The sequence below is a fragment of the Thermus amyloliquefaciens genome, from assembly GCF_000744885.1.
Taxonomy (GTDB): domain Bacteria; phylum Deinococcota; class Deinococci; order Deinococcales; family Thermaceae; genus Thermus; species Thermus amyloliquefaciens.
The window spans coordinates 1-23823 of the sequence record NZ_JQMV01000003.1; the positions used below are offsets into that span (position 1 = coordinate 1).

Genomic DNA, 23823 nt, shown 5'->3' on the forward strand with positions numbered 1-23823 from the left:
CACGGGGCGGTGCGGGTCCTCTTCGGCTATGCCTGGTAACCCAGGCGGGCCAACAGGGCCTCCAGCTCCTCCAGGGAACGGTAGTGGATGACCACCTTTCCCTTCCTTCCCCCCACCACCCTCACCGGCAGGCCCAGGTGCCGGGAAAGCTCCAGGGAAAGGGGGGAGGGTTCCTGGACCTTGCGCTCCCCCCGCACCAGGCGCTCCCGCAAGGCCTCCGCCTGCCGCACGGAAAGCCCCTTATCCAGGATCTCCCTCAGGCCCCAAAGCCGGTCCTCGGGCTCCAGCATGAGCAAGGCCCGGGCGTGGCCCGCGCTGATGCGCCCCTCCTCCAAGGCCTGAAGCACCTCCTCTGGCAGGTGCAAAAGCCTCAGGGCGTTGGCCACCGTGGAGCGGGCCTTGCCCACCCGCCTGGCCACCTCCTCCTGGGTAAGGCCCAGGTCCAAGAGGGCCTGGTAACCCCGGGCCTCCTCCAGGGGGGTGAGGTCCTCCCGCTGCAGGTTTTCCACCAGGGCCACCTCCATGGCCTCCTGGTCGGTGAGGTCGCGGATGACGACGGGGACCTCCCTTAGGCCCGCCAGCTCCGCCGCCCGAAGGCGCCTCTCCCCGGCCACCAGCTCGTACCCCTCCCCCTTGGGGCGCACCAAGAGGGGCTGGAGAAGGCCCTTCTCCCGGATGGAGGCGGCCAGCTCCTCCAGGCCTTCCTGGGAAAACCTCCTCCGCGGCTGGTGGGGATTGGGCCGGATGGCCGAAAGGGGGAGGCGGACCACGCCTCCGGTTCCCTTGGGCAGGAGGGCCTCGAGGCCCCTTCCTAAGCCGCTAGCCTTCTTGGACACGGGCGATCACCTCCTCGGCCAGGCGGCGGTAGGCGTGGGCCCCAGGGGAGGTGGGCGCATGCTGGGCGATGGTCCTGCCAAAGCTGGGGGCCTCCGCCAGGCGCACGTTGCGGGGCACCACCGTCCAGAACACCTTCTCCCCGAAGTGGGCCCGAAGCTGGGCCTCCACCTGCTGGGACAAGAGGGTGCGGCCGTCGTACATGGTGATGAGGATGCCCAGCAGGCGAAGGCCCGGGTTCAGCCGGGTGCGCACCTCATCCAGGGTGGAGAGCAACCCCGCCACCCCTTCCAGGGCGTAATACTCCGCCTGCACCGGGACCACCACCCCATGGGCCGCCGCCAGGGCGCTCAGGGTAAGGGCGGAGAGGCTGGGTGGCACGTCCAGAAGGGTGATCTCGTACCCCTCGTCCCGTAAGGCCTCCCCCAGGGCCGTGGGCCTTTCCAGGAGTTCCACCGTGGCCCCCACCAGCTCCGGGGTGGCCGGTAGGAGGGAAAAGCCGTCCACGGAATGCACCAAGGCCTCCAAGGGCTCCCCTTGCAAGAGCTGGTACACCCCACGCTCCGGCCTAAGCCCCAGGCCGCTGGTGGCGTTCATCTGGGGGTCCAGGTCCACCAAAAGCACCCTCTTCCCCATGCGGGCCAGGTAGGCGGCCAGGTTGATGGCGGTGGTGGTCTTACCCACCCCCCCTTTCTGGTTCACCAGGGCGATCCGCCGCAACACCTTGGACCCTAGCATAAAGGATTTTTCCCGGGCACCCCTGGGCGCCGGGGATACCGGCTTGGGGTGGGAGCCTCCTTGGCCATCACCACCAGGTTCCGCTCCTCCTGGGCCACGGGAAGCACCAAGGTGTGGACGGTGACCGAGCCTCCTCCAAGGAGGGCCAGGGCCCTGGGCAAAGGCTCCAACTCCTCCACCACCCTCGGCCCCTTCTGGGCCACCATGTACCCCCCCAGGGCCACGAAGGGAAGGCCCAGTTCCGCCAAGACGCAAAGGGGGGCCACCGCCCGGGCCACCACCCGTCCGTAGGCCTCGCGGTGCTGGGGCAGGTGGGCCAACTCCTCCGCCCGGCCCCAAAGGGGGTGGGCCCCCTTCAACCCCAGGGCCTCCACCGCCTGGGCCACAAAGGCCACCTTCTTTTTGGTGGCGTCCAGGAGGGTGACCTCCAGCTCCGGGCGCACGATCTTCAGGGGAAGGCCGGGAAACCCCGCCCCCGTGCCCAGGTCCAGGACCCGCAAGGGACCCTCCCACAGGGGCAGGGCCAAGAGGGTTAAGGAGTCCAGGAAGTGCTTGACCACCACCTCCTCCTCGGTGCGCAAGGCGGTGAGGTTGGTGCGCCGGTTGGCCTCCACCAGGAGGTCGTGGAGGCGGGAAAAGGCGGGAAGGTGGGCCTCGAGGTCCAACCCCAAGGCCTTAGCCCCTTCCAGAAGGAGCTGGACGCCCTTAGGGCTCAAGCCCATTCCCGCCCCCTATGTTTCACGGGAAACATCCCCCTCTAGTGGGCAAGCACCTTCAGGTGCACCAATAGGGCCGTGAGGTCCGAATCCCGGATCCCGGGAACCCGGGCCGCCTCCGCCACCGTGCGGGGCCTCACCCGGGAAAGCTTCTCCACCGCCTCCCGGGAAAGGCCGGGAACCCGGGGAAACTCCAGGCCCTCGGGTATGCGGAAGGCCTCCAGGTCCCTCAGCTTCTCCCGTAGCCGCTCCTGCCGCTCAATGTACCCCGCATACTTGGCCCTCACCTCCACCTGGTAGGCCTCCTCAGGGCTCAAGGGAACCGGCGGGGGGAAGCGCTCCGCCAAGGCGCAGTAGCTGTTTTCCGGGCGCCTCAGCCACACCAGGCCGCTCACCCCATCCAGGCGCAAGGCCTCGAGGCGCCGGAGCTCCTCGGCCACCCGGCGGTACTTCTCCTCCACCCGCCTTAGATCCTCCCTGGGCCTCAGGCCCCACTCCACCGCCAGGGGCACCAGGCGCTCGTCCGCATTATCCGCCCGGCAGATGAGGCGGAGCTCCACCCGCGAGGTCATCATGCGGTAGGGCTCATCCGTACCCCGGCCCACCAGGTCGTCCACCATCACCCCCACGTAGCCGCTCTCCCGCGGCAGGTGAACCTCAGGAAGACCCAAGGCGAAGCGGGCGGCGTTCAGGCCGGCCAGAAGGCCTTGGGCCGCCGCCTCCTCGTACCCCGAGGTTCCGTTCACCTGCCCGGCAGCGAACAACCCCGGCAGGAAACGGGACTGGAGCCCCCGGGTGAGCTCCGTGGGGTCCAGGCTGTCGTACTCCACCGCATAGGCATAGCGCTGGATCACCGCCCGCCCAAACCCCGGTAGGCTCCTCACCATGGCCTCCTGGAGCTCGGGCGGCAGGCTGGAGGAAAACCCCTGGAGGTACACCTCGCTGGTGGCGAGGCCGTCGGGCTCCACGAAGAGGAGGTGGCTCTCCTTATCGGCGAAACGCACCACCTTGTCCTCTATGGAGGGGCAGTAGCGCGGGCCAACGCCCACGATATCCCCCGCATAAAGAGGGGAGAGGTGCAGGTTTTCCAGGATCAGGCGGTGGGTGCTGGGGGTGGTCCGGGTCTGCCAGGTGGGGAGCCTGGCGGCATGGGGACCGGGGTTTCCGGTGAAGCTTCCCGGGGGGACCTCCGGAGGCACCACCTCCAACTCGGCAAACTCCACGGAATCCGCCCGGATCCTGGGCGGGGTGCCGGTCTTAAAGCGCCGCAGGGTGTGGCCCACCGCCCTCAGGCTCTGGGAGAGGAAGCGTGCGGGAGGCTCCCCTTGCCGCCCCGCCGGCCGGGACCGCCTCCCGTACCAAACCACCCCGCCCAAAAAGGTGCCCCCCGCCACCACCACCGCCTTGGCGGCAATCCCCCGGCCATCCACGGTGCGCACCCCAAGAAGCCTTCCCCCCTCCACCCAGAGGCCCGCCACCTCCCCCCGGATCACCTGGATGGGCCTCTCCGCCAGGATTTCCTGGGCCTTAAGGGCGTAGAGGTCCCGGTCCACCTGGACCCTCAAGCTTTGGACCGCCGGCCCCTTGGACCGGTTCAGCACCCGGGTGTGGATGGCGGTGGCGTCCGCCGCCCGGCCCATAAGCCCCCCCAGGGCGGTGAGCTCCGCCACCAGCTGGCTCTTTCCCGGTCCGCCCACCGCCGGGTTACAGGGCATCATGCCCATGCGCTCGGGGTTAATGGTGACCAGGGCCACCCGCACCCCCAGGGCCGCGGCCGCCCAGGCCGCCTCCAGCCCCGCATGTCCCCCTCCCACCACCACCACGTCGTAGCGCATCCCACCCTCCACTTTACCCAAGGCCTTGGCGTAGAATGTACCTCCGGAAACGCGGGGGGGTAGCCTTGACCCACGAGGCCATCTGGCAACACATCCTGGAGCACATCCGCCGCAACATCACCGAGGTGGAGTTCCACACGTGGTTTGAGCGCATCCGCCCCCTAGGGATCCAGGATGGGGTGCTCCAGCTGGCGGTGCCCACCTCCTTCGCCCTGGATTGGATCAAGCGGCATTACGCGGAGCTAATCCAGGAAGCCCTGGGCCTCCTGGGAGCCCAGCCTCCCCGGTTTGAGCTCAAGGTGGTCCCCAGCGTGGCGGTCCAGGAGGACATCTTCCAAACCGCCCCTACCCCTGAAACCCCCAAACCCAACCTCAACCCCAAGTACACCTTTGAGAACTTTGTGGTGGGTCCCAACAACTCCATGGCCCACGCGGCGGCGGTGGCGGTGGCCGAATCCCCGGGAAGGGCCTATAACCCCCTTTTTATCTACGGGGGCGTGGGGCTGGGTAAGACCCACCTCATGCATGCCGTGGGCCACTCCGTGGCCAAAAGGTTCCCCCACCTGAAGATTGAGTACGTGTCCACGGAAACCTTCACCAACGAGCTCATCAACGCCATCCGTGAGGACCGCATGACGGAGTTTCGCGAGCGCTACCGCTCCGTGGACCTCCTCCTGGTGGACGACATCCAGTTCATCGCCGGTAAGGAGCGCACCCAGGAGGAGTTCTTCCACACCTTCAACGCCTTGTATGAGGCCCACAAGCAGATCATCCTCTCCTCCGACCGGCCGCCCAAGGACATCCTGACCCTCGAGGCCCGCTTGCGAAGCCGGTTCGAATGGGGCCTCATCACCGACATCCAGCCCCCCGACCTGGAAACCCGCATCGCCATCCTGAAGATGAACGCCGAACAACGGGGTTTGCGGATCAGCGAGGAGGTGCTGGAGTACATCGCCCGCCAAGTCACCTCCAACATCCGCGAGCTGGAGGGGGCCCTGATGCGCGCCATCGCCTACGCTTCCCTAAACGGGGTGGAGCTCACCCGGGCTGTGGCCACCAAGGCCCTTTCCGATATCTTCGCCTCCAGGGAGGCGGAGGTGGACCCGCAGGAGATCGTGCGCAAGGTGGCCGAATACTTCTCCCTCCGGCCTGAGGAGCTGCTGGGCGGGGGAAGGCGCAAGGAGGTGGTCCTACCCCGCCAGATCGCCATGTTCTTGGTCCGGGAACTTACCCGCTCCTCCCTACCGGAGATCGGCCAGCTTTTCGGGGGGCGGGACCACACCACGGTTCTTTATGCCATCCAAAAGGTCCAGGAACTTTCGGAAAGCGACCGGGAGGTGCAGAGGCTCCTTCGCAGCCTGAAAGAGGCCCTGTCATGACCCCTGTGGATAACCTGTGGATAACCCTGTGGATAACCCCCCTTTTCCTGTGGATAACCGTGTGGATAACCTGTGGACAACTGACCCCCTTTGGGGGCCTGTGGATAACTGGCCAGTTATCCACAGCTTATCCACAAGCCAAGCCCAGTTATCCACAGGGCTTTTCCACAGGCGGTTTGCCGTTCCCAACGGCCTTCACCGCCCCTTATCCACATATCCACAGCCCCTACTACTACGGCTACTATCCTTTAAAAGTTTTAAAGCTCTCAGTAAAAGCAGTAAGAGGAGGAAGGGAAAATGAAGGTAACCGTTCCTAAAAACCTGTTCACCGAGCGCGTCTCCTTGCTGGAAAGGGTCATCCCCACCCGTAGCTCCAACCCCCTCTTCACCTACCTGGGCCTGGCCCTTTCCCCGGGGGTCTTGACCCTCTTTGGGACCAACGGGGAGGTGGACCTGGAGGTGCGCCTCCCGCTTTTCACCGAGGGAGAAGGTCGGTTCCTGGTTCCAGCCCAGCCCTTCTTCCAACTGGTGCGAAGCCTCCCCGGGGACCAGGTGGAGCTGGATTTTGGCGCCGAGCTTTTTCTCTCCTCGGGCTCCTTCAGCACCCGGCTGAGCCTGGCGCCCGACGAGGGTTACCCGGACCTGCTTTTCCCCAACCCCGAGGGACCCTCGGAGCCTTACCCCTTGCAGACCCTGCTTTCCGTGGAGGAGCTCTACCGGGCCCTTTCCCATGTGCGCTATGCCGCCAGCAACGAGGAGTACCGGGCCATCTTCCGGGGCGTCCAGCTGGAGTTTTCCGAGAAGGGGTTGCGCTCCGTGGCCTCCGATGGGTACCGGTTGGCCCTCTATGGGCTTGCCAAACCCCAGCCCTTCAGCAAGAAGGCGGTGGTGCCCGCCCGCAGCGTGGACGAGATGGTGAGGGTGCTCAAGGCCATGGGGGAGGGGGAGGTGGCCCTGGCCTTAGGCCCGGGCATCCTGGGCTTGGCCGCGGGGGGGCTTGCGGATTCCTCCCAGGGGCAGGTGCGGATGGCGGTTCGGCTTATGGAAGGGGAGTTCCCCGATTACGAGCGGGTGATCCCCAAGGAGTTTCCCCTGAAGGCCACCTTTGAGGTGGAGGCGCTCCGCGAAGCCCTGCGTCGGGTGAGCGTTCTTGCGGACCGGCAAAACCACCGGGTGGACCTCATGTTTGAGGAGGGCAGGGCCTCCCTTTCCGCCGAAGGGGATTACGGGAAAGGCCGGGAGGAGATCCCGGTGCGCCTCGAGGGCACGCCCCTGGCGGTGGCCTACAATGCCCGCTACCTTCTGGAGGCCCTTTCGCCCCTTTCGGGCCAGGCCACCTTGTTCCTCTCCGGCCCCACGAGCCCAAGCCTCCTCCGTCCCCAGGAGGTTGCCCCCGGTATGGTGGGGGAGGGCTACCAGGCGGTGGTGGTGCCCCTTCGGGTGTAAGCTCTTATCCAGGAGGGGCGTGAAGCGCTTCCACAAAGGAGGAACCATGACCACAATCGTCAGCGTGCGGGCGCGTGAGGTGTTGGACTCCCGCGGCTTTCCCACGGTGGAGGCCGAGGTGGAGCTGGAGGGAGGGGCTAGGGGGCGGGCCATGGTGCCCTCCGGGGCCTCCACCGGGACCCACGAGGCCCTGGAGCTACGGGATGGCGGCAAGCGCTACCTGGGCAAGGGGGTCCAGCGGGCCGTGGAGAATGTCAACGAGCGCATTGCTCCCGAGCTCATCGGCCGGGACGCCCTGGACCAGGAAGGGGTGGACCGGGCCATGCTGGAACTGGACGGGACCCCCAACAAGTCCAACCTGGGGGCCAACGCCATCCTGGCGGTTTCCCTGGCCACGGCCCGGGCGGCGGCGGAGGCCCTTGGGCTTCCCCTTTACCGCTACCTGGGCGGGGCCCAGGGGGTGGTCCTGCCCGTGCCCCTCATGAACGTCATCAACGGGGGCAAGCACGCGGACAACCGGGTGGATTTCCAGGAATTCATGCTGGTTCCTGGGGGGGTGGCCAGCTTCTCCGAGGCCTTGCGGGTGGGGGCCGAGGTCTTCCACACCCTGAAGGGGGTGCTGAAGGAGAGGGGCTACAGCACCAACGTGGGGGATGAGGGGGGCTTCGCACCGGACCTGCGGAGCAACGAGGAGGCCATAGAACTCCTCCTCCTGGCCATTGAGCGGGCTGGGTACACCCCTGGGCAGGAGGTCTCCCTGGCCCTGGACCCCGCGGCCAGCGAGCTTTACCGGGACGGCAAGTACCACCTGGAAGGGGAGGGGAGGGTCCTCTCCTCGGAGGAGATGGTGGAGTTTTGGGCCTCCTGGGTGGAGAAGTACCCCATTCGCTCCCTCGAGGACGGCCTGGCGGAGGACGACTGGGAGGGGTGGCGGCTCCTCACCGAACGGCTTGGCGGCAAGGTGCAGCTGGTGGGGGATGACCTCTTCGTCACCAACCCGGAAAGGCTCCGCCAGGGCATCGCGCGGGGCGTGGCCAACGCCATCCTGGTGAAGGTGAACCAGATCGGCACCCTCTCGGAGACCCTGGAGGCCATCCGTCTGGCCCAGCGTTCCGGCTACCGGGCGGTGATCAGCCACCGTTCCGGGGAAACGGAGGACAGCTTCATCGCCGACCTTTCGGTGGCGGTGAACGCCGGGCAGATCAAGACCGGTTCCCTCTCCCGCTCGGACCGCCTTTCCAAGTACAACCAGCTCCTGCGCATTGAGGAGGAGCTGGGGCAGGCGGCGCGCTTTCTAGGCTATGAAGCCTTTTAGGCGCACCAAGATCGTGGCCACCCTGGGGCCCGCCTCCGACTCCAAGGAGACCATCCGGGCCCTGGCGGAGGCGGGGGCGGATGTGTTCCGCCTGAACTTCAGCCACGGCACCCACGAGGAGCACCGCCGGCGGGTGGCTTGGGTGCGGGAGGTGGGGAGGGAGCTGGGCAAAACCTTGGCCCTCCTCCAAGACCTCCAGGGGCCCAAGATCCGGATCGGCCGGTTCAAGGAGGGGCGGGTGGAGCTTAAGGTGGGCCAGCCCTTCGTCCTCACCCGGGCTCCCGTGGAGGGGGACGAAACGCGGGTTTCCATCACCTACAAGGGGCTTCCCGAGGACGTGGCCCCGGGGCAGGCGCTCCTTTTGGACGATGGCCGCCTGCGCCTTCGGGTGGAGAGGGTCCAGGGGGACGAGATCCACACGGTGGTGGAGCTGGGTGGGGTTCTTTCCGACCACAAGGGCATTAACGTCCCGGGTTCGGACCTCTCCCTCCCTGCCCTTTCGGAGAAGGACATCCAGGACCTGGCCCTGGGGGCGGAGCTGGGGGTGGACTGGGTGGCGGTGTCCTTCGTGCGCACCCGGGATGACTTGCTCCTGGCCCGGCACTACCTGGCCCGGCACGGCTCCCGGGCCCGGCTCATGGCCAAGATAGAGAAGCCCTCCGCCGTGTACCGCTTTGAGGAGATCCTCGAGGAGGCGGACGGCATCATGGTGGCCCGGGGGGACCTGGGGGTGGAGATGCCCTTGGAGGAGGTTCCCATCGTGCAAAAGCGCCTTATCCTCAAGGCCATCGCCGCGGGCAAGCCGGTGATCACCGCCACCCAGATGCTGGAGTCCATGGTGCAAAACCCCAGCCCCACCCGGGCCGAGGCCTCAGATGTGGCCAACGCCATCTTTGACGGGACCGATGCCGTGATGCTTTCCGCGGAGACCGCCGCCGGAGCCTACCCGGTGGAGGCGGTGGCCACCATGGCCAGGGTCGCCCGGGCGGTGGAGTCCTCCCCGGAGTTCCTGCAAAAGCTCAACGTGCTCCGCCCGGCCCCCACCCCCACCACCCAGGACGCCATCGCCCAGGCAGCGGACGACATCGTGGAGGCGGTGGAGGCCCGGGCCATCGTGGTCTTTACCGCCACGGGAAGCTCCGCCAGGCGCATTGCCCGGACCCGGCCCCGGGTACCCATTCTGGCCCTCACCCCCAACCCCGAGGTGGAGCGGCAACTGGCCTTGGTCTGGGGCGTTCTCCCCCACCTGGCCCCTGACCCCCAGGACACCGACGACATGGTGCGGATCGCCCTGGAGAAGGTGAAGGCCTGTGGCCTAGCCCAGGTGGGGGAGAGGGTGGTGATCGCCGCCGGGGTGCCCTTTGGGGTGCGGGGGACCACCAACCTCATCCGGGTGGAGCGGGTGAGCTAAGGCCCCCGTGGGCGGAGCCTCCTTACGGGGCATAGAGGGCCAAGGCGCTCACCACCGGCCTTGGGGAGCCCTGGTGGGGGCTTCTCAGCCTACCCTTGACCCAAAGCTGGGCGGATCCTCCCCCGTCCATCCGGAGGGCGTTCCAGGCCCCTAGGGAGAGGAGGGCGCGGGCCAGGACCCCGGGGGTGGTGGGCTCGGAAACCAAGAGCCAAAGCCTCCCCTCCCGGGTCCAGGCCACCGCCGCCTGAGGGGTTACGGCTTGGAGGGGCCTTGGGTCGCGGAAGTTCTCTTGGCCTGGGTCAAAGGCGTACCGGCCCTCCTGGACCAGGAGGGGGCCGGCCTCCAGGGCGTAGCGGAAAGGGGGGTCCAGGCGGCCGTAGAGGCTTAGGGGGTCCCCGGGCTTCAGGGGGAAGGGCGGGGCTCCTTGGGGAAAGGACAGGGCCCAGGCCCCAGGGGGGAGGTCCTGGGGGGCGGGCAGGATGGCCTCCACCTTGTCCCCGCGCACCAGGGCCACCTCTTCCCCTTGCCGGCCCACCCTTCCCGGAACGGTGTGGGCGGTGTAGCGGGCCCGGGAGGCGTTGATGCCCACCCGCACCCTTTCCCCACTTGGCCCGCGCACCACGGCTTCAAATCTGGGTTTTCCCAGGAAGAAACGGAATCCATCCCAGAGGAGGGCCACCCGTCCGTAGGGGTAGGAGACCGTTACCCCGTCCTGGACCCAAAGGCCTATGGGGGTGCCGCTTGGGGGATCGAAATACCCTCCGTTCAAAACCGCAAGGGCGTCCTGGGCAAGGTCCTTGGGCAAGGCCCTCACCCCGGGGCGGCCCACGGGGATGAGCCTTCCCCCTTCCGCCTCCACCAGGTGAAGCCTTAAGGGTTCGGGGGTAAAGGCCCAGACTTCCCGGTAGCGGATCCCGGGGGCCAGGGGCTCCTGCACCTCCGGCTCCAGGGCGTAAAGGTCCAGGACGAGCCGAGGGGGGTTTTCCAAGGGGAAAAGCCGGTAACGGAGGAGCTTACCCTTGGCGAAAAGGCCCAGTTCCGTGCCCGTGGGCAGAAGCCGCACCCTGGCCTCCACTCCCTTGGGCCAAGCCACCTGGAGCGTTCCCGGGGCCAGGTAGGGGAGAAGGAGGGTCAGGCGCTCCTGTCCTTGGGCGTCCTGGGGCGGGCCAGGGTGGGGCTGGGTTAGGTCCAGGACCAGGCGCAGGCCCCGGCCTTGGGGGGCAAACCGGACCCCGGCCTCGGGGGTGCGGAAATAGCCCAAAGACCTCAGGGCCTCGAGGGGAACCTTTTCCCCTTCGGGCGGGGGGAGGGTGGCCTCCCGGGGCTCGGCCCAGCCCACACCCGGCACGTACACGAGCCGCACCCCTTCCCCCTCGTAGACCCAGGCCCCGTTCTCTTCCCGGAAGGAGAGGCCAAAGGTGCCGGCGGGAAGCAGGGTCTGGGCCAAGGAAAGGGAGAGGAAAAGGGAAAGGGCGAGGGTTTTGAACGGGTAAGCCCCAAAAGGCCTCATCCCCCCATGGGACCAGATGGCGGTGAGAGGGTGCTTAGAGGGCGCTTATCCTTTTACCACGATGAGGGGCCTCAGGCGGGCCACCTTTTGGCCAATCCCTGCCCCTTGGACCGCCTCCACCACCACCGAGACGTCCTTGTAGGCCTCGGGCATCTCCTCGTCCACGGTGGCCCGGGTGGCGGCCCGCACCAGGATGCCCCTTTCCGCCAGCTCCTTGATCAGGTTGCGCTCCCGGGCCACCCGTTTGGCCTGGTGGCGGCTCATCTTGCGCCCGGCCCCGTGGCAGCTGCTGCCGAAGGAGACCGCCATGGCCCTTTCCGTTCCCGAAAGCACGAAGGAGTAGCGGCCCATGTCCCCAGGCACCAGCACGGGCTGGCCCACCTTGCGGTACTCGGGGGGGATCTCCGGGTGGCCGGGGCCGAAGGCCCGGGTGGCCCCCTTGCGGTGCACCAGGACCCGCCTCCCCCCGTGCTCCTCAAACTTGGCGTTGTTGTGGGCCAGGTCGTAAAGCACCCTCAGGCCGTGGTCCCTGGGGGTGTACCCCACGGCCTCAAAGGCCTCCCGCACGAAGTGGGCGATGAGCTGGCGGTTGGCGAAGGCGAAGTTGGCGGCGGCGGCCATGGCCTGGAGGTAGTCCTGGCCCTCCGGGCTATGGATGGGGGCCGCCGCCAGCTGCTTGTCCACCAACTCTATGCCGTGGCGAGGGGCAGACCTAAGGAATTTCTCCACGTAATCCTGGCAGACCTGGTGCCCCAGGCCCCGGCTTCCCGTGTGGATGAGGACGGTGATCTGGTTGGGAAAGAGCCCGAAGGCTTCGGCGGTCACCTCGTCGTAGATCTGGTCCACGTATTGGACCTCGAGGAAGTGGTTCCCGCTTCCCAGGGTACCGATCTGGGGGGCTCCCCGTTCAAAGGCCCTTTCCGAGACCTTGTCGGGGTTGGCCCAGGGGAGGCGGCCCTCGGACTCAATGAAGCGCAGGTCCTCCGGATAGCCGAAGCCCCGCCGGATGAGCCAGCCCGCGCCCTCCTTCAGGATTTCCTTGAGCTCTTTTTTGCTAAAGCGCACATCCTTCCGCTCGCTCCCCACCCCCGAGGGGATGAGGCGGTAGAGGGCGTCGGCCAGCTCCTTCTGTCTGGGGAGGAGGTCTTCCAAGGTGAGGGAGGAAACCAGGAGGCGTACCCCACAGTTGATGTCAAAACCTACGCCTCCTGGGCTCACCACCCCACCCGCTTCCGGGTCAAAGGCCGCCACCCCCCCGATGGGGAAGCCGTAGCCCCAGTGGATGTCGGGCATGGCCAGGGCGGGCTCCACGATCCCCGGCAGGGTGGCCACGTTCATGAGCTGTTGCAGGGAAGCGTAGTTTTCCCCCTCGAGGTCCTTTAAAATCTCCTCCGAGGCGAAGAAAACCGCGTCCACCCGCATCTTCCCCTGGCGGGGGATGCGGTAGGTGTAGGGGGCGATCCTTTCAAAGCGCATGGCGCCCTCCAAAAGCAAAAGGCCGGGCTTAAGGGCCCGGGCTATCCTCAATCTAGCCCGGTATGCGGTATGCGTCAAGGCTATGCAGGGCTAAGGGGCCTTGGGGGGTTCGGAGAGGAAGGACCTTGGTGAGCCTCACGCCCTCCATGCCAAGGAGGAACTCCAAGGCCTTGGCCCCCGAGGTATCCACGAACACCCGAAGGAGGATGGCGGCGTCAGCCCAACGCTCGTCCCCTAAGGACTGCACATGGAGGCGTACCCGGTAGAAGGGGCTTGCGGTAAAATCCCCCTGTGCCCGGCTTGGCCTTCGCCCTGGAGACCCATCCCGGCCTCAAGCGGCCCAAGAACGAGGACGCCGTGGGCCACCTCCTTACCCCCTGGGGCGGGGTTTTCGTGGTGGCCGACGGCATGGGTGGGCACCGCACGGGAGAGGTGGCGGCCAAGCTGGCCGTGGAGACCATCCTGGAGCACCTGAAGGAGGCGGAGCCGTCCCCGCGGGTGCTCCTTCACGCCTTGGAAAAGGCCAACGAGCGCATCCACCAGGAGGCCCAGCGCCCGGAGAACCGGGGCATGGGCACCACGGCCACCTGTCTGGTCCTGGACCTGCCCTACGCCCTCATCGCCCACGTGGGGGACTCGAGGGCCTACCTCCTCAGGAAAGGGGAGCTTACCCTCCTCACCGAGGACCACTCCTGGGTGGCGGAGAGGGTGCGCCAGGGCCTTTTAAGCCCGGAGGAGGCCAAGACCCACCGCTGGCGCAACGTGATCACCAATGCCTTGGGCTCCTTCCCCCAGGCCCGGGTGGACCTCATGGGGCTCAAGCTGGAACCGGGGGACGTGTTTTTGTTGTGTAGCGATGGCCTTTCGGGGGTTTTGGACGACCGAACCCTGGGAGAGGTTCTAAAGGGTTTTCCTCCCGAGGAGGCGGCCAAGCGCCTGGTGGCCTTGGCCAACGAATGGGGAGGGCCGGATAACGTGAGCGCCATCGTGGTGGCAATCCCCGGGGAGCTTCCCCCGGGGGGTCGCCCCTATGCCCTGCCCCTCGAGGCGGCAAAGGGAGCCCCGGTGCGTCTCAAGCTGGGGGAGGAGCCCGAGGAGCTGCCCACCCAGGTTCTGGAGCCCAAGCGGCCCAGGGCCCGCTTGGGCTGGCGGGATGCCCTCCTGGTGCTCCTTTGGGTGGTGGTGGTGGCCTATATCCTGCTGGGCTACTTCCAAAGGCCCTAAACCTGCTAGACTCCTAGAGGTATGGAGCGCACCTTCGTGATGGTGAAACCCGATGGCGTACGGCGGGGCCTGGTGGGGGAGATCCTGGGCCGCTTTGAGCGGAAAGGCTTCCGCCTGGTGGGCCTGAAGCTCATGCGGATTTCCCAAGAGCTGGCCGAACAGCACTACGCCGAGCACCGGGAGAAGCCCTTCTTCCCCGGCCTGGTGAGCTTCATCACCTCGGGTCCCGTGGTGGCCATGGTGCTGGAGGGGCCAAACGCGGTGGCCGAGGTGCGCAAGATGATGGGGGCCACCCACCCCAAGGACGCCCTCCCCGGCACCATCCGCGGGGATTTCGCCACCACCATCGACGAGAACGTGATCCACGGCTCCGCGAGCCTCGAGGACGCAGCCAGGGAGATCGCCCTCTTCTTCCGCCCCGAGGAACTCCTCTAGCCCGGGGCTTACTCGCCGCTTTCGGGGCTTGGGGCATGCTGGGGGCCCGGAGGCGCTCCCAGGGGAAGTCGTCCAGGGGGTAAAAGCGGTCCGCCTGCTGGGCCAGGCGGTGGGAGGAAAGGGCGTGGAAGGTGGTGTTCTCCACCTGCTTGCCCATGTCCTGGACCACCCGGACCACCTCGGCGAAATCCCCATCCCCAGATACCAAAACCGCCACGTCGTAGGCGTCGGCGTAGGCCAGGCGCAGGATGTCGATGGCGATCTGGATGTCCACCCCTTTTTCCACGAACCCATCCGCCCGCCTTTCCAGCCTTCCCAAGCGGACCGCCACGTAGGGCACCCGCTTCAGGTAGTTGAGGAAGCTCTGGTGGGCCTTGGCGGCCGGGTCTTCCGGGGGGAGGGGAGCGTTGTAGTAGTAGGCGCGCAAAAGCCGGCGCCCGGCGGTGAGAAGGGTGATAAACTCCACAAAGTTAAGCCGATAGTCCGGCCCCAGGTGTTGCACCAACCCCTTGTACAGGTTGGAGCCGTCGATGAATATGGCTACCCTTTCCATAATAGACCCGCCCCTTTCCGGGCTCCTCCAGTTTAGCTCAAGCGCGTGAGAAAGTTCATAGCCCACCGCCCCAATGAGCGGTGGGGGAGGCATACCCGTTTCGGCTTAGCCCTTTCGGGCGCCGGTATCCTACCACGGCCATCCCATGAGCGCAAGATGAGGAGCCCAAGGGGGCGCTAAGAACGCAATTTTTCCGTCTCCGCGTACACGTCGCGAAAGACCCCGGGGATGGGCGCATGGGGTTTGTGCACCCGCACCCGCACCCCCAGAAGGCGGGGAAAGGCTTCCAGGAGTTTCTCCGCCAGGTGGTCGGCCAGGGCCTCGATCAAGTAGAAGCGCCGGTGGCGCACCACCTCCTCCACCAGGGCGTAGACGGCAGCGTAGTCCACGGTTTCCTCCAGCCGGTCGCCCTTGCCCTCAAAGGGCACCTTGAGCCAGAGGTCCACCACGAACCGGGCCCCCAACTGGCCTTCCTCAGGCCTCACCCCATGGCGGCCGTAGAACTCCAGACCCAAAAGGGCGATCTCTCCCACGTCTACCCCCCAAGGGCGTTCCAGACGGCCAAGGCCTCCCGGTGGGCGGCCACGTCGTGGACGCGGAGGATCCGGGCCCCCTTCGTGACGGCGAAAAGGTGGGCGGCCACGGAGCCCAAAACCCGTTTGGCGGGCTCCTCCACCCCGGTGAGCTCCCCGATGGAGCGCTTCCTGGAAAGCCCCACCAAAACGGGATGGCCCAGGGCCACGATCTCCTCCAGCCGGCGGAGGAGGGCCAGGTTGTGCTCCAGGAGCTTGCCGAAGCCAAAGCCGGGGTCCAGGACCACCTGGGGCACCCCGGCCTTCAGGGCCTTTTCCGCCTGGGCCTGGAGGAAGGCCTTCACCTCGGCCACCACGTCCCCGTAGCGGGCGTGGGCCATCATGGTCCTGGGGTCGGGCACGGGCATGTGCATGACCACGGCGGCCACGCCAAAGCGGGCGCAGAGGGCCACCATGCGCTCGTCCCTGAGGCCCGTCACGTCGTTGATGAGGTGCGCTCCCAGCTTCAAGGCCTCCTCCGCCACCTCGGGCTTGCGGGTGTCCACGCTCACCGGTACCCCCAGCTCCAGGACCGCTTCCAGGGCGGGGAGGAGCCGCCTTTTCTCCTCCTCCACGGGCACGGGCTCCGCTCCTGGGCGGGTGGACTCGGCCCCCAGGTCCAAAAGATCCGCCCCCTCGGCCACCAAGGCCTTGGCCCGCTCCAGGGCCCTTTCCGGGTCCAGATAGAGGCCCCCGTCGGAGAAGGAGTCGGGGGTGAGGTTGAGGATGCCCATGAGCCGGGGCTGGGATAGGTCCAGGGTGCGGCCGCGAAGCCAGAGCACGTAAGGATTATATTGGGGCCAGGAGGTGAGCGAAATGCGCCTTTTGGCGGCGGTGGACCTGGGGGAGGCGTTTCGGGTGGTGGTGGAAACGGCCCGCTTCCTCCAAGAGGGTCTTGGGCTTCCCGCCGAGCTCCTGCACGTGGTGCCCACCCCCTACCTGGAGGCCCTAGGCAGGCGGTTCCCGGATCTGGCGCCCAGGTTGGAGGCCACCTTGGGCCTGGTGGAGGAAGGGGTGCGGGAGGCTTTAGCCGAGACGGGCCTGAGGGGCTAGGTGCTAAGGGGGTTTCCCGCCCAGGTGGTGGCGGGGGAGGCCTTGAAAAGCCGCCTGGTCCTTTTGGGTCAGCGGGGAACGGATGCCCTCGAGGCCCTGGCCCGGGGAGGCCTGGCCCGCTACCTGCTCCACCGGGGGGAGGTGCCCGTCCTCCTGCTTCCCAGGGCCCTAAAGGGGGTGCGGCGCATCGCCGTGGGGCTGGACGATAGCCCCGCAAGCCTGAGCGCTTTCCGGATGGCGGAGGCCTGGGGCAGGGCCTTGGGGGCCGAGGTCTTCGGCCTGCACCTGGTGAGCGGGCAAGGGGGGTGCTGCTTCCCCACCTATCTGGATCCGGAAACCCTGGGGCTTGCGGAGGCCTTGGACCGGGCCAAGGCCCATCTGGAAAACCTCCTGAAGGCCACGGGGGTGGTGGAGGTGTCCAAGGGGGAAGAGGAGCTGGACCTTTTGCGCTTGGCCGAGGCCCGGGAGGCGGACCTTCTGGTTTTGGGTTCCAAGGCCAAGAGCACCTGGCGCCACCGGCTTGGGCGCATGGTGGAGGTCCTGGCCCACCGGAGCTCCCTCCCCCTCCTGGTGGTGCCCGAGGCCACGGTCTGGTAAGGTAGGGCCCATGCGCCACGGGCCTGGTTGGTTTCTTTCCCTTTCCGCCTACTGGTTTGCCACCAGTTTCAAGTGGTTCCTGGTCCTCCTGGTGATCCTGCCCGCCAAGGTGGCGGAGCTTTCTCCCCCGGAGGAAAAGGCCACACGGCTGGGCCTTCTCTTTGGCCTAGGGGCAGTGATGGCCATCCTGGGTCCTCCCCTCATGGGCTATCTTTCCGACCGCCTGGGCCAGCGCCGTCCCTTTCTCCTCCTGGGAAGCCTCCTCACCGCCTTGGCCCTCCTCCTTCTGGTCCACGCCCCCACCTACGGCTTTCTCCTCCTGGCCTACCTCCTTCTGCAGGTGGCGGACGACCTGGCCACCGGGCCCTACTCCGCCCTCATTCCCGACCTGGTGCCCCGGGGGGAAAGGGGCACCGCCTCAGGGTACATGGGGGTGTTGCAGGTTTCCGGCCAGATCCTGGGGGGCGCCGTGGGCTTCCTCCTTCCCTTGCCCCTTCAGGCCTACCTGGCGGCCTTCTTAAACCTGGCGGGGGCGGGCTTGAGCTTGCGCCTTATCCCCGACCATCCCCTAAGGGCCAACCCGCGGTCCTTTTGGGCCGCCATGGTGAGGCCCTGGGGGGACCGGGACTTCCTGCTGGTCTACCTCACCCGCTTCCTGGTGATGCTGGGGTTTTACCTGGCCCAGACCTACCTGCAGTATTACCTGGCGGACGTGGTCCAGACCTTCCAGGCCTTCGGGCGGGCCCTCGCCCGGGAACCCTTCCAGGCGGTGGCCCTTTTGGGCCTCCTCATCTCCTTGGGGGCTTCCCTGGCCGGCATTCCCGCCGGTCGGGCCTCGGACCGGCTGGGGCGCAAACCCCTCATCTACCTTTCGGGGGTGGGGCTGGGGCTCCTTTTGCCCCTTATTCTCCTCCTCCCTCGCTATGACGTCCTGCTTTTCCTGGCCCTTGGCTTTGGCTTCTTCTATGGGGTCTACCTGGCGGTGGACTGGGCCTTGGTGGCGGATGTGCTTCGCGACCCCGAGGCCCATGCCACGGACATGGGCCTGTGGCAGACCTCCATCGTGGTCCCCCAGGTGCTGGCGGGGGCCTTCGGCAGGCCCCTGGACCTCCTGAACGCCAGGGGGGAGGGCCTGGGGTACGTGGTGCTCTTTTTGCTCGCGGGGGTCTTCTTCCTCCTGGGGGCTTTCCTGGTGGCCCCGATCCGCCGGGCCCGCTAGGGCTTGGCGTAATCCAGAAAAAGCCCTCCTGAAGGCCACCTTGATTGACAACCCGGGCCGCCCTGGGTAGGATGGGGCCGGTTTCAAGGGGGGTTGGGAATGCGCTTTCTCCTGGGTCTTTCGCGAGCCATAGACGCCTTAACGGAGGCCGTGGGCAGGATCACCGTTTGGCTGGTTCTTCTGGTGGCCTTGCTCTCTGCGGGCAACGCCATCATGCGCTACGGCTTTAGCTATAGCTCCAACGCTTACCTCGAGGCCCAGTGGTACATGTTCAGCCTGATCTTCCTCCTGGGGGGGGCCTACGCCCTCAAGCACAACGCCCACGTGCGCATTGACCTCGTCTTCGGGCGCTTCTCCAAGCGCACCCAGGCCTGGATCGACGTGGTGGGGACCCTGCTTTTCCTTCTGCCCATGGCGGTGGGGGTCATCTACCTCTCCTGGCCCTGGGCCCTGAACTCCTTCCTGGGGAAGGAGATGTCCCCCGACGTGGGGGGGCTGCCCCGCTGGCCCATCAAGCTGGCCCTGCCCTTGGGGTTCGCCCTCTTGGCCTTGCAGGGCCTCTCTGAGCTCATCAAGCGCATCGCCTACCTCACGGGGCATACGCAACTGGTGGAGGAGGAAGCGGAGGTGGTGGAGTGAACCTGGAAAGCCTCATGCCCCCTCTGATGTTTTTGGCCCTGGTGGTTTTCCTGCTCTCCGGGTACCCGGTGGCCTTCTCCCTGGGAGCGGTGGGCATCGTCTTCGGTTTTTTGGGGATAGCCCTGGACATCTTCCCCGCCCCTCTCCTACGGGCCATGCCCGACCGCATCTTCGGCATCATGTCCAACCAGCTTCTCTTGGCCATTCCCTTCTTCACCTTCATGGGGATCATCCTGGAGAAAAGCGGCCTTGCCGAGGACCTCCTGGATACCATGGGCAAGCTCTTTGGGCCCCTAAGGGGGGGCTTGGCCTTGAGCGTGGTCTTCGTGGGGGCCATCCTGGCGGCCACCACCGGGGTGGTGGCCGCCAGCGTCATGGCCATGGGGCTCATCTCCTTGCCCATCATGCTCAAGTACGGGTACAACCCCCGGTTCGCCAGCGGGGTGATCCTGGGCTCCGCCACCCTGGCCCAGATCATCCCCCCCAGCGTGGTCCTCATCGTCCTGGCGGACCAGCTGGGGGTGAGCGTGGGGGACATGTACAAGGCGGCCCTGATCCCCGCCGGGCTTACGGTGGGCTTCTATTTCCTTTACGTGATCTACGTGGCCCTCTTCCGGCCCAAGTGGGCCCCAGCCTTGCCCCTCGAGGCCCGGCCCGATGCGGGCAAGGAGGTTCAGGCGGCCTTCGCCTTGCTTTCCTACCTCCTGGTGGGGGTGGGGGCCTATGCCATGGGGCGCTTTTTGCCCGCCTGGGCGGAGGGGTTGGAGGTACTCCTGGCCCTAGCCCTTTGGACCCTGGTGCTCCTTCCTTGGATCCGCAAAAACCCTCTGCTTAGAAGAGCCCTCCTTTCCATGGTACCCCCCTTGGTGCTCATCTTCCTGGTGCTGGGCACGGTGCTGATCGGCCTGGCCACCCCCACGGAGGCCGGGGCCATGGGGGTGGTGGGGGCCTTGGTCCTGGCGGCCTTGAACCGCAGGCTTTCCTTCCCCGTGCTCTATGGGGCCATGGAGGGTACGGCCAAGCTCACCGCCTTCGTCATCTTCATCCTCATCGGCTCCACCCTCTTCAGCCTGGTCTTCCGCGGGGTAAACGGGGACCTTTGGGTGGAAGGCTTCCTCACCCGCTTGCCGGGCGGGGAGGTGGGCTTCATCCTCTTCGTGATGGTCCTGGTCTTCCTCCTGGGCTTCTTCATCGATTTCTTTGAGATCGCCTTCATCGCCTTGCCTCTCCTGGCCATCGGGGCCGAGGCCCTGGGCATAGACAAGCTCTGGTTTGGCCTTTTGGTGGGGGTGAACCTGCAGACCTCCTTCCTCACCCCGCCCTTTGGCTTTGCCCTTTTCTACCTGCGCAACGTGGCCCCCAAGGAGGTGAAGACCGCCGACATTTACCTGGGGGGGATTCCGTTTATCGGGCTGCAACTTTTGGTTCTCGTTTTTGTCTACTTCCTGCGGGAGCCCATCCTCCGCTTTGTGGGTGGGATGGGTTTTGGGGGGTAGGCCCTAAACTGGGGGTATGGACCTCACCCACTTTAAGGACGGCAAACCCCACATGGTGGACGTGACGGAAAAGCCCGCCACCTACCGCACCGCCACCGCCGAGGCCTACGTGGAGCTCACGGAGGAGGCCCTGACCGCCCTGGAAGGAGGCGGGGTGGGGAAGGGGGACCCCCTGATGGTGGCCCAGCTTGCGGGCATCCTGGGGGCCAAAAAGACCTCGGAGCTTATCCCCCTCTGCCACCCCCTGCCCCTCACCGGGGTGGAGGTGAAGGTGGAGCTGGAAAGGGAGGCCAGGCGGGTGCGCCTCGAGGCCACGGTGCGCACCAAGGCGGAAACCGGGGTGGAGATGGAGGCCCTGACCGCTTGCGCCGTGGCCGCCCTCACCGTTTACGACATGTTGAAGGCGGCCTCCAAGGGCCTGGTCATCTCGGGGGTGCGCCTCCTCCATAAGGCCGGTGGGAAGAGCGGGGAGTGGCGGGCCCCTTGAGCCCCTGGTCTCCTACCCAGGGGGTGTATCCTGGGGACATGAGGATCGCCATCGCCCTGGCCAAGAACCAGGAGGACAAGGTTTACCCTGGCCCCTTCGGCCACGCGCCCCGCTTCGCCATCTATGGGGTGGAGGGGGAGGAGTTTCGCCTTTTGGAGGTGCGGGAAAACCCCTATGCGGCCATGGAGGGGGGGAACAAGCACCAGCTCATGCGGGAGCTCCTTAAGGACGTGGACCTGCGGGTGGGGGCCCGCTTCGGCCACGGGGGCTCCATGGGGGCTTTCCCCATGGCGGACCGCCTCGAGGTGGGCCCGGTGAGCCTGGCCGAGGCCCTGGAACAGGTCAGGGCCCGCCGAAGTACCTCCTGAGGAGCTCCCGGGCCTCGGGCGGCAGGGGGGTGCGTTCCAGGTAGACCTCCACCCCGCGCCGCACCCCTTCCGGCGGGCGCCCCTCCCGCCAGGGGGAGGGAAGGCCTTGGCCTTCTCCCCCCTGCCCTGGCGGGAGGAGTCCTTCCCCCGGGGCGGGGTCAGGGGCATGGGCGGGATGGCGGGGCCCCGCCTGGGGAGGGGATCCGGAGGCGCCCGGGGCGGAGGCCTCCGGGCCTGGCCCTTCCTGGCTGGCTTCCTTGCGGGCCCCTGGGCCTATCTCCTCGCCTTGGGGGGGGTTTCCCCCTTTGCCCCCTGGGCCTCCCCGTCCCCTGGCCCTCCTCTTGCCCCGCGCTCGGGTCTGGAGGGGGCTTTCCCGAGGGGCTTCTGGGGCCAGGGGGGATTTCCCCTCACCGGGTTCGGTGGGCGTGGGGGTGGCCTTGGCCCCCGGGTCCGGGTTCGTTGGTCTGGACGCCCCTTCCTGGTCTTGGGTTAGAGGGCGCTCTATGGGAAGGGACCATGGGGGGCTGGGGGCTTCGGGGGTCCAGGCACCCCAGGCACCCCAGGACAGGGCGGCCAGAAGGATGGCCAGGTAGAGGAGGAGAAGGCCCAGGGGAAAAGGGGGCGCCTCGGCCCGAACCTTCCTTGCCTCTTGCCAAAGGGAGGCTTCCCCATAGGCCAAAGCCGTGGGGTAGGCTAAGCTGACCCGGGCGATTTCCTTCAGGGCCCTCCTCTCCCAAAGCCTTGGGGGTAGCAAAAGGGGAAGCCAAGAGGCCAGGGCGAAGGCGGGATGGAGAAAGCCCAAAAGGGCCAGGGGAATGGCCAAAAGGAGCCGGTGGCGCCAGGCGAGGCGCCTGGCGTAGAGGAGGTGGAACCCAGGCTCCACGGCAAGACCATTATCCCCTGTCAGGGGCCAGGGAAAAGGTGCCCGGGGCCCAAGGGCCCCGGGGGGAGGGAGTACGCCGGTCTACTTGACCGGGGGACGGGACTTGAGGACCTCCTGGGGAGATCTGGCCCTGGCCCTTTGGGCCGCTACCTCGGCGGCGCTGATGGGCTTGGCCTTGGATTTGGCGAAGGTGGTGAGGACGTGGTTCAGGAGGTCGGCCACCTCCTGGTCCTTGAGCTGGCGGAAGGGGGGCATGACCCCGTTATAGGTCTTGCCCTCCACCGTCAGGCTTCCCTGCAGGCCGTAGAGGACCACCCGGATCAGGTACTCCCGCCCCCCCTTGGCCTGGACCACCTTGTCCAGGTGGGTGAGGGGCGGAAAGGCCCCAGGAAGCCCCAGGCCCGTGGCCTGGTGGCAGCTTTGGCAGTTGGCGGAATAGAGCTTGGCCCCAGGGCTTTGGGCAAAGGCCAGAAGGCCCAGGAAGAGCAAGGCGGGCAAGAGGCGCTTCATGGCTTCATTATGGGGAACCCCCCTCCTTTTAGGCCAGGGGCATTTGTCCTTGGCCTTTGGGGATATAGGCGCACCGGGGGTCCGAGGCCAGGTGGTCCCCGGTTTCCGCCCAGGCCCGGGCCCGGCTTCCCCCGCAAAGCTCCCGGTACTCGCAGACCCCGCACTTCCCCTTCAGGAGGGCCTTGTTGCGCAGCTCCAGGAAAAGGGGGCTATGCCGGTATATCTCCAGAAGGGGCTTTTCCCGCACGTTCCCTGCGGGTAGGGGCAAAAAGCCCGAGGGGTAGACCTCTCCCGTGGAGGAAACGAAGACGAAGCCAAAGCCGTCAGAAAGGTGCACGCCGCGGCCCTCTCCTACCAGGGCGCCGTCCTCCCCACCTTCCCTTTGGCGGCGCTCCACGGCCACCCGGCGGAACATGGGGCCCTCGGTGGTGCGCACCTTGAAGGGGTAGCGGCGGGAAAGGTCATAGAGGAGGTGCATGACCTCCTCATACTCTTGCGGGGTAAGTTGTTCCAAAAGCGCCCCCCGGCCCACGGGGACCAGGAAGAAGACCTCCCAGGTGACCACCCCCTTCTCCGCCAGGATCTCGGCGATGCCGGTGAGTTCCCCCTTGGTCCTCCGGGTCACGGTGGTGTTCACCTGGGTCATGAGGCCCACCTCCCGGGCCCATTCCAAAGCCTCTAGGGCCCGGGCGAAGGTGCCGGGAACGCCCCGGAAGCCGTCGTGGCGCTCCGGGCTAGCCCCGTCCAGGGAGATGGCCATCTGGTGCACGCCGAGTTCCTTGAAGCGGGCCACCACCTCCCGGGTGAGCCTGGGGGTGACCGCGGGGGTGATGCCCACCTTGAGGCCCAGGCGCCTGGCCTCCTCCAGGAGGAGGAAAAGGTCGGGACGGGCCAAGGGGTCACCCCCCGTGGGCAGGAGGATGGGTTTGGGGGTATAGGTGGCCAGCTCCCGCAAGAGCCTCAGCCCCTCCTCGGTGGTGAGCTCCCCGGGCAAGGGGTCGGGTTCCGCCGAGGCCCGGCAGTGTTGGCAGGCGAGCAGGCAGGCCCGGGTCATCTCCCAGGCCACCAGGAGGGGGAAGCGGTGCAGGTCGGGCTTCATGCCTCCAGGATGCCGCCTGGGGATGGGG

The 23823-nt window shown here is 67.0% G+C and carries 25 protein-coding genes and 1 pseudogene; 14 read left to right on the plus strand and 12 right to left on the minus strand.

What is annotated here, in order from left to right; all coding sequences use genetic code 11:
- Positions 1 to 26: 26 nt before the first annotated feature.
- Genes BS74_RS00315 through mnmG form a run of 4 tightly spaced genes read right to left on the minus strand, consistent with a single transcriptional unit; the run spans position 27 to position 4144 of the window.
- Positions 27 to 836: a ParB/RepB/Spo0J family partition protein gene (locus BS74_RS00315; protein ID WP_038055025.1), complete on the minus strand. Its 810-nt coding sequence runs from the start codon at positions 834 to 836 to the stop codon at positions 27 to 29.
- Entirely contained in the window at positions 820 to 1572 is a 753-nt protein-coding gene (gene soj, locus BS74_RS00320) for a chromosome-partitioning ATPase Soj (protein WP_038055027.1), read from the minus strand. The genes BS74_RS00315 and soj overlap by 17 nt, the downstream gene beginning before the upstream one ends.
- On the minus strand, positions 1566 to 2294 hold the full coding sequence (rsmG, locus tag BS74_RS00325; RefSeq protein WP_038055029.1) for a 16S rRNA (guanine(527)-N(7))-methyltransferase RsmG: 729 nt from the start codon (positions 2292 to 2294) through the stop codon (positions 1566 to 1568). The genes soj and rsmG overlap by 7 nt, the downstream gene beginning before the upstream one ends.
- A gap of 35 nt (positions 2295 to 2329) precedes the next feature.
- Positions 2330 to 4144, minus strand: coding sequence for a tRNA uridine-5-carboxymethylaminomethyl(34) synthesis enzyme MnmG (gene mnmG / locus BS74_RS00330; protein ID WP_281173152.1), 1815 nt, complete (start codon positions 4142 to 4144; stop codon positions 2330 to 2332).
- 44 nt (positions 4145 to 4188) lie between these two features.
- Here mnmG and dnaA point away from each other — a divergent pair, with 44 nt between their 5' ends.
- From dnaA to pyk, 5 genes are read left to right on the plus strand one after another with little or no spacing between them, the layout of a single operon-like run.
- A complete protein-coding gene (gene dnaA / locus BS74_RS00335; RefSeq protein ID WP_185747664.1) occupies positions 4189 to 5502 on the plus strand; it encodes a chromosomal replication initiator protein DnaA in 1314 nt (437 codons plus the stop codon).
- Positions 5499 to 5819 carry a hypothetical protein gene (locus BS74_RS11850; protein ID WP_185747665.1) on the plus strand — a complete coding sequence of 107 codons (321 nt, stop codon included), beginning with the start codon at positions 5499 to 5501 and terminating at the stop codon, positions 5817 to 5819. Before dnaA ends, BS74_RS11850 begins: the two co-directional genes overlap by 4 nt.
- Positions 5800 to 6948, plus strand: a complete 1149-nt coding sequence (dnaN, locus tag BS74_RS00340; protein WP_038055033.1) for a DNA polymerase III subunit beta — start codon at positions 5800 to 5802, stop codon at positions 6946 to 6948. The genes BS74_RS11850 and dnaN overlap by 20 nt, the downstream gene beginning before the upstream one ends.
- Before the next feature lie 46 nt (positions 6949 to 6994).
- Complete coding sequence (gene eno, locus BS74_RS00345) at positions 6995 to 8263, plus strand: phosphopyruvate hydratase (RefSeq protein ID WP_038058699.1); 1269 nt, start codon at positions 6995 to 6997, stop codon at positions 8261 to 8263.
- Complete coding sequence (gene pyk, locus BS74_RS00350; protein WP_038055035.1) at positions 8250 to 9674, plus strand: pyruvate kinase; 1425 nt, start codon at positions 8250 to 8252, stop codon at positions 9672 to 9674. Before eno ends, pyk begins: the two co-directional genes overlap by 14 nt.
- A gap of 22 nt (positions 9675 to 9696) precedes the next feature.
- On the opposite strand, the gene BS74_RS00355 is transcribed toward pyk, so the two are convergent.
- Entirely contained in the window at positions 9697 to 11184 is a 1488-nt protein-coding gene (locus BS74_RS00355; RefSeq protein ID WP_038055037.1) for a phosphodiester glycosidase family protein, read from the minus strand.
- Between the two features lie 45 nt (positions 11185 to 11229).
- A complete protein-coding gene (gene rtcB, locus BS74_RS00360; protein ID WP_038058701.1) occupies positions 11230 to 12660 on the minus strand; it encodes an RNA ligase RtcB in 1431 nt (476 codons plus the stop codon).
- A 291-nt stretch (positions 12661 to 12951) separates the two neighbouring features.
- Between rtcB and BS74_RS00370 the strand changes: the two genes are divergently transcribed.
- Positions 12952 to 13884, plus strand: a complete 933-nt coding sequence (locus BS74_RS00370; protein ID WP_038055041.1) for a PP2C family protein-serine/threonine phosphatase — start codon at positions 12952 to 12954, stop codon at positions 13882 to 13884.
- Positions 13885 to 13905: 21 nt separating this feature from the next.
- Entirely contained in the window at positions 13906 to 14319 is a 414-nt protein-coding gene (ndk, locus tag BS74_RS00375; RefSeq protein ID WP_038055043.1) for a nucleoside-diphosphate kinase, read from the plus strand.
- Positions 14320 to 14338: 19 nt separating this feature from the next.
- Here ndk and BS74_RS11555 read toward each other — a convergent pair.
- The 3 genes and pseudogenes from BS74_RS11555 to folP all read right to left on the minus strand — a co-directional run.
- Positions 14339 to 14872 (minus strand): annotated as a pseudogene (locus tag BS74_RS11555) (LabA-like NYN domain-containing protein); the annotation flags it as partial.
- 176 nt (positions 14873 to 15048) lie between these two features.
- Positions 15049 to 15405: a dihydroneopterin aldolase gene (gene folB / locus BS74_RS00380; protein ID WP_038055045.1), complete on the minus strand. Its 357-nt coding sequence runs from the start codon at positions 15403 to 15405 to the stop codon at positions 15049 to 15051.
- Between the two features lie 2 nt (positions 15406 to 15407).
- Positions 15408 to 16226: a dihydropteroate synthase gene (gene folP / locus BS74_RS00385; RefSeq protein ID WP_038055047.1), complete on the minus strand. Its 819-nt coding sequence runs from the start codon at positions 16224 to 16226 to the stop codon at positions 15408 to 15410.
- 25 nt (positions 16227 to 16251) lie between these two features.
- On the opposite strand from folP, the gene BS74_RS12180 reads away from it, so the two are divergent.
- From BS74_RS12180 to BS74_RS00415, 7 genes are all read left to right on the plus strand, one after another.
- On the plus strand, positions 16252 to 16497 hold the full coding sequence (locus BS74_RS12180; RefSeq protein ID WP_245606055.1) for a hypothetical protein: 246 nt from the start codon (positions 16252 to 16254) through the stop codon (positions 16495 to 16497).
- A complete protein-coding gene (locus tag BS74_RS12895; protein ID WP_281173154.1) occupies positions 16498 to 17094 on the plus strand; it encodes a universal stress protein in 597 nt (198 codons plus the stop codon).
- Positions 17018 to 18313 (plus strand): MFS transporter, encoded by a 1296-nt coding sequence (locus BS74_RS00395; RefSeq protein WP_342666015.1) that lies wholly within the window; start codon positions 17018 to 17020, stop codon positions 18311 to 18313. The genes BS74_RS12895 and BS74_RS00395 overlap by 77 nt, the downstream gene beginning before the upstream one ends.
- Positions 18314 to 18412: 99 nt before the next feature.
- Positions 18413 to 18952 carry a TRAP transporter small permease subunit gene (locus BS74_RS00400; protein ID WP_038055051.1) on the plus strand — a complete coding sequence of 180 codons (540 nt, stop codon included), beginning with the start codon at positions 18413 to 18415 and terminating at the stop codon, positions 18950 to 18952.
- The gene (locus BS74_RS00405; protein WP_038055053.1) at positions 18949 to 20448 is read left to right on the plus strand and encodes a TRAP transporter large permease; all 1500 of its coding nucleotides are present in this window, start codon (positions 18949 to 18951) and stop codon (positions 20446 to 20448) included. The genes BS74_RS00400 and BS74_RS00405 overlap by 4 nt, the downstream gene beginning before the upstream one ends.
- Before the next feature lie 16 nt (positions 20449 to 20464).
- On the plus strand, positions 20465 to 20935 hold the full coding sequence (gene moaC, locus BS74_RS00410) for a cyclic pyranopterin monophosphate synthase MoaC (protein ID WP_038055055.1): 471 nt from the start codon (positions 20465 to 20467) through the stop codon (positions 20933 to 20935).
- Between the two features lie 38 nt (positions 20936 to 20973).
- Complete coding sequence (locus BS74_RS00415; protein WP_038058702.1) at positions 20974 to 21303, plus strand: NifB/NifX family molybdenum-iron cluster-binding protein; 330 nt, start codon at positions 20974 to 20976, stop codon at positions 21301 to 21303.
- On the opposite strand, the gene BS74_RS00420 is transcribed toward BS74_RS00415, so the two are convergent.
- The 3 genes from BS74_RS00420 to BS74_RS00430 form a co-directional block, all read right to left on the minus strand.
- On the minus strand, positions 21278 to 22186 hold the full coding sequence (locus BS74_RS00420) for a hypothetical protein (RefSeq protein ID WP_038055057.1): 909 nt from the start codon (positions 22184 to 22186) through the stop codon (positions 21278 to 21280). The genes BS74_RS00415 and BS74_RS00420 overlap by 26 nt on opposite strands.
- An 81-nt stretch (positions 22187 to 22267) precedes the next feature.
- Positions 22268 to 22696, minus strand: a complete 429-nt coding sequence (locus BS74_RS00425; RefSeq protein ID WP_038055059.1) for a c-type cytochrome — start codon at positions 22694 to 22696, stop codon at positions 22268 to 22270.
- A gap of 28 nt (positions 22697 to 22724) precedes the next feature.
- Complete coding sequence (locus BS74_RS00430) at positions 22725 to 23795, minus strand: TIGR04053 family radical SAM/SPASM domain-containing protein (protein WP_038055061.1); 1071 nt, start codon at positions 23793 to 23795, stop codon at positions 22725 to 22727.
- Positions 23796 to 23823: the final 28 nt, after the last annotated feature.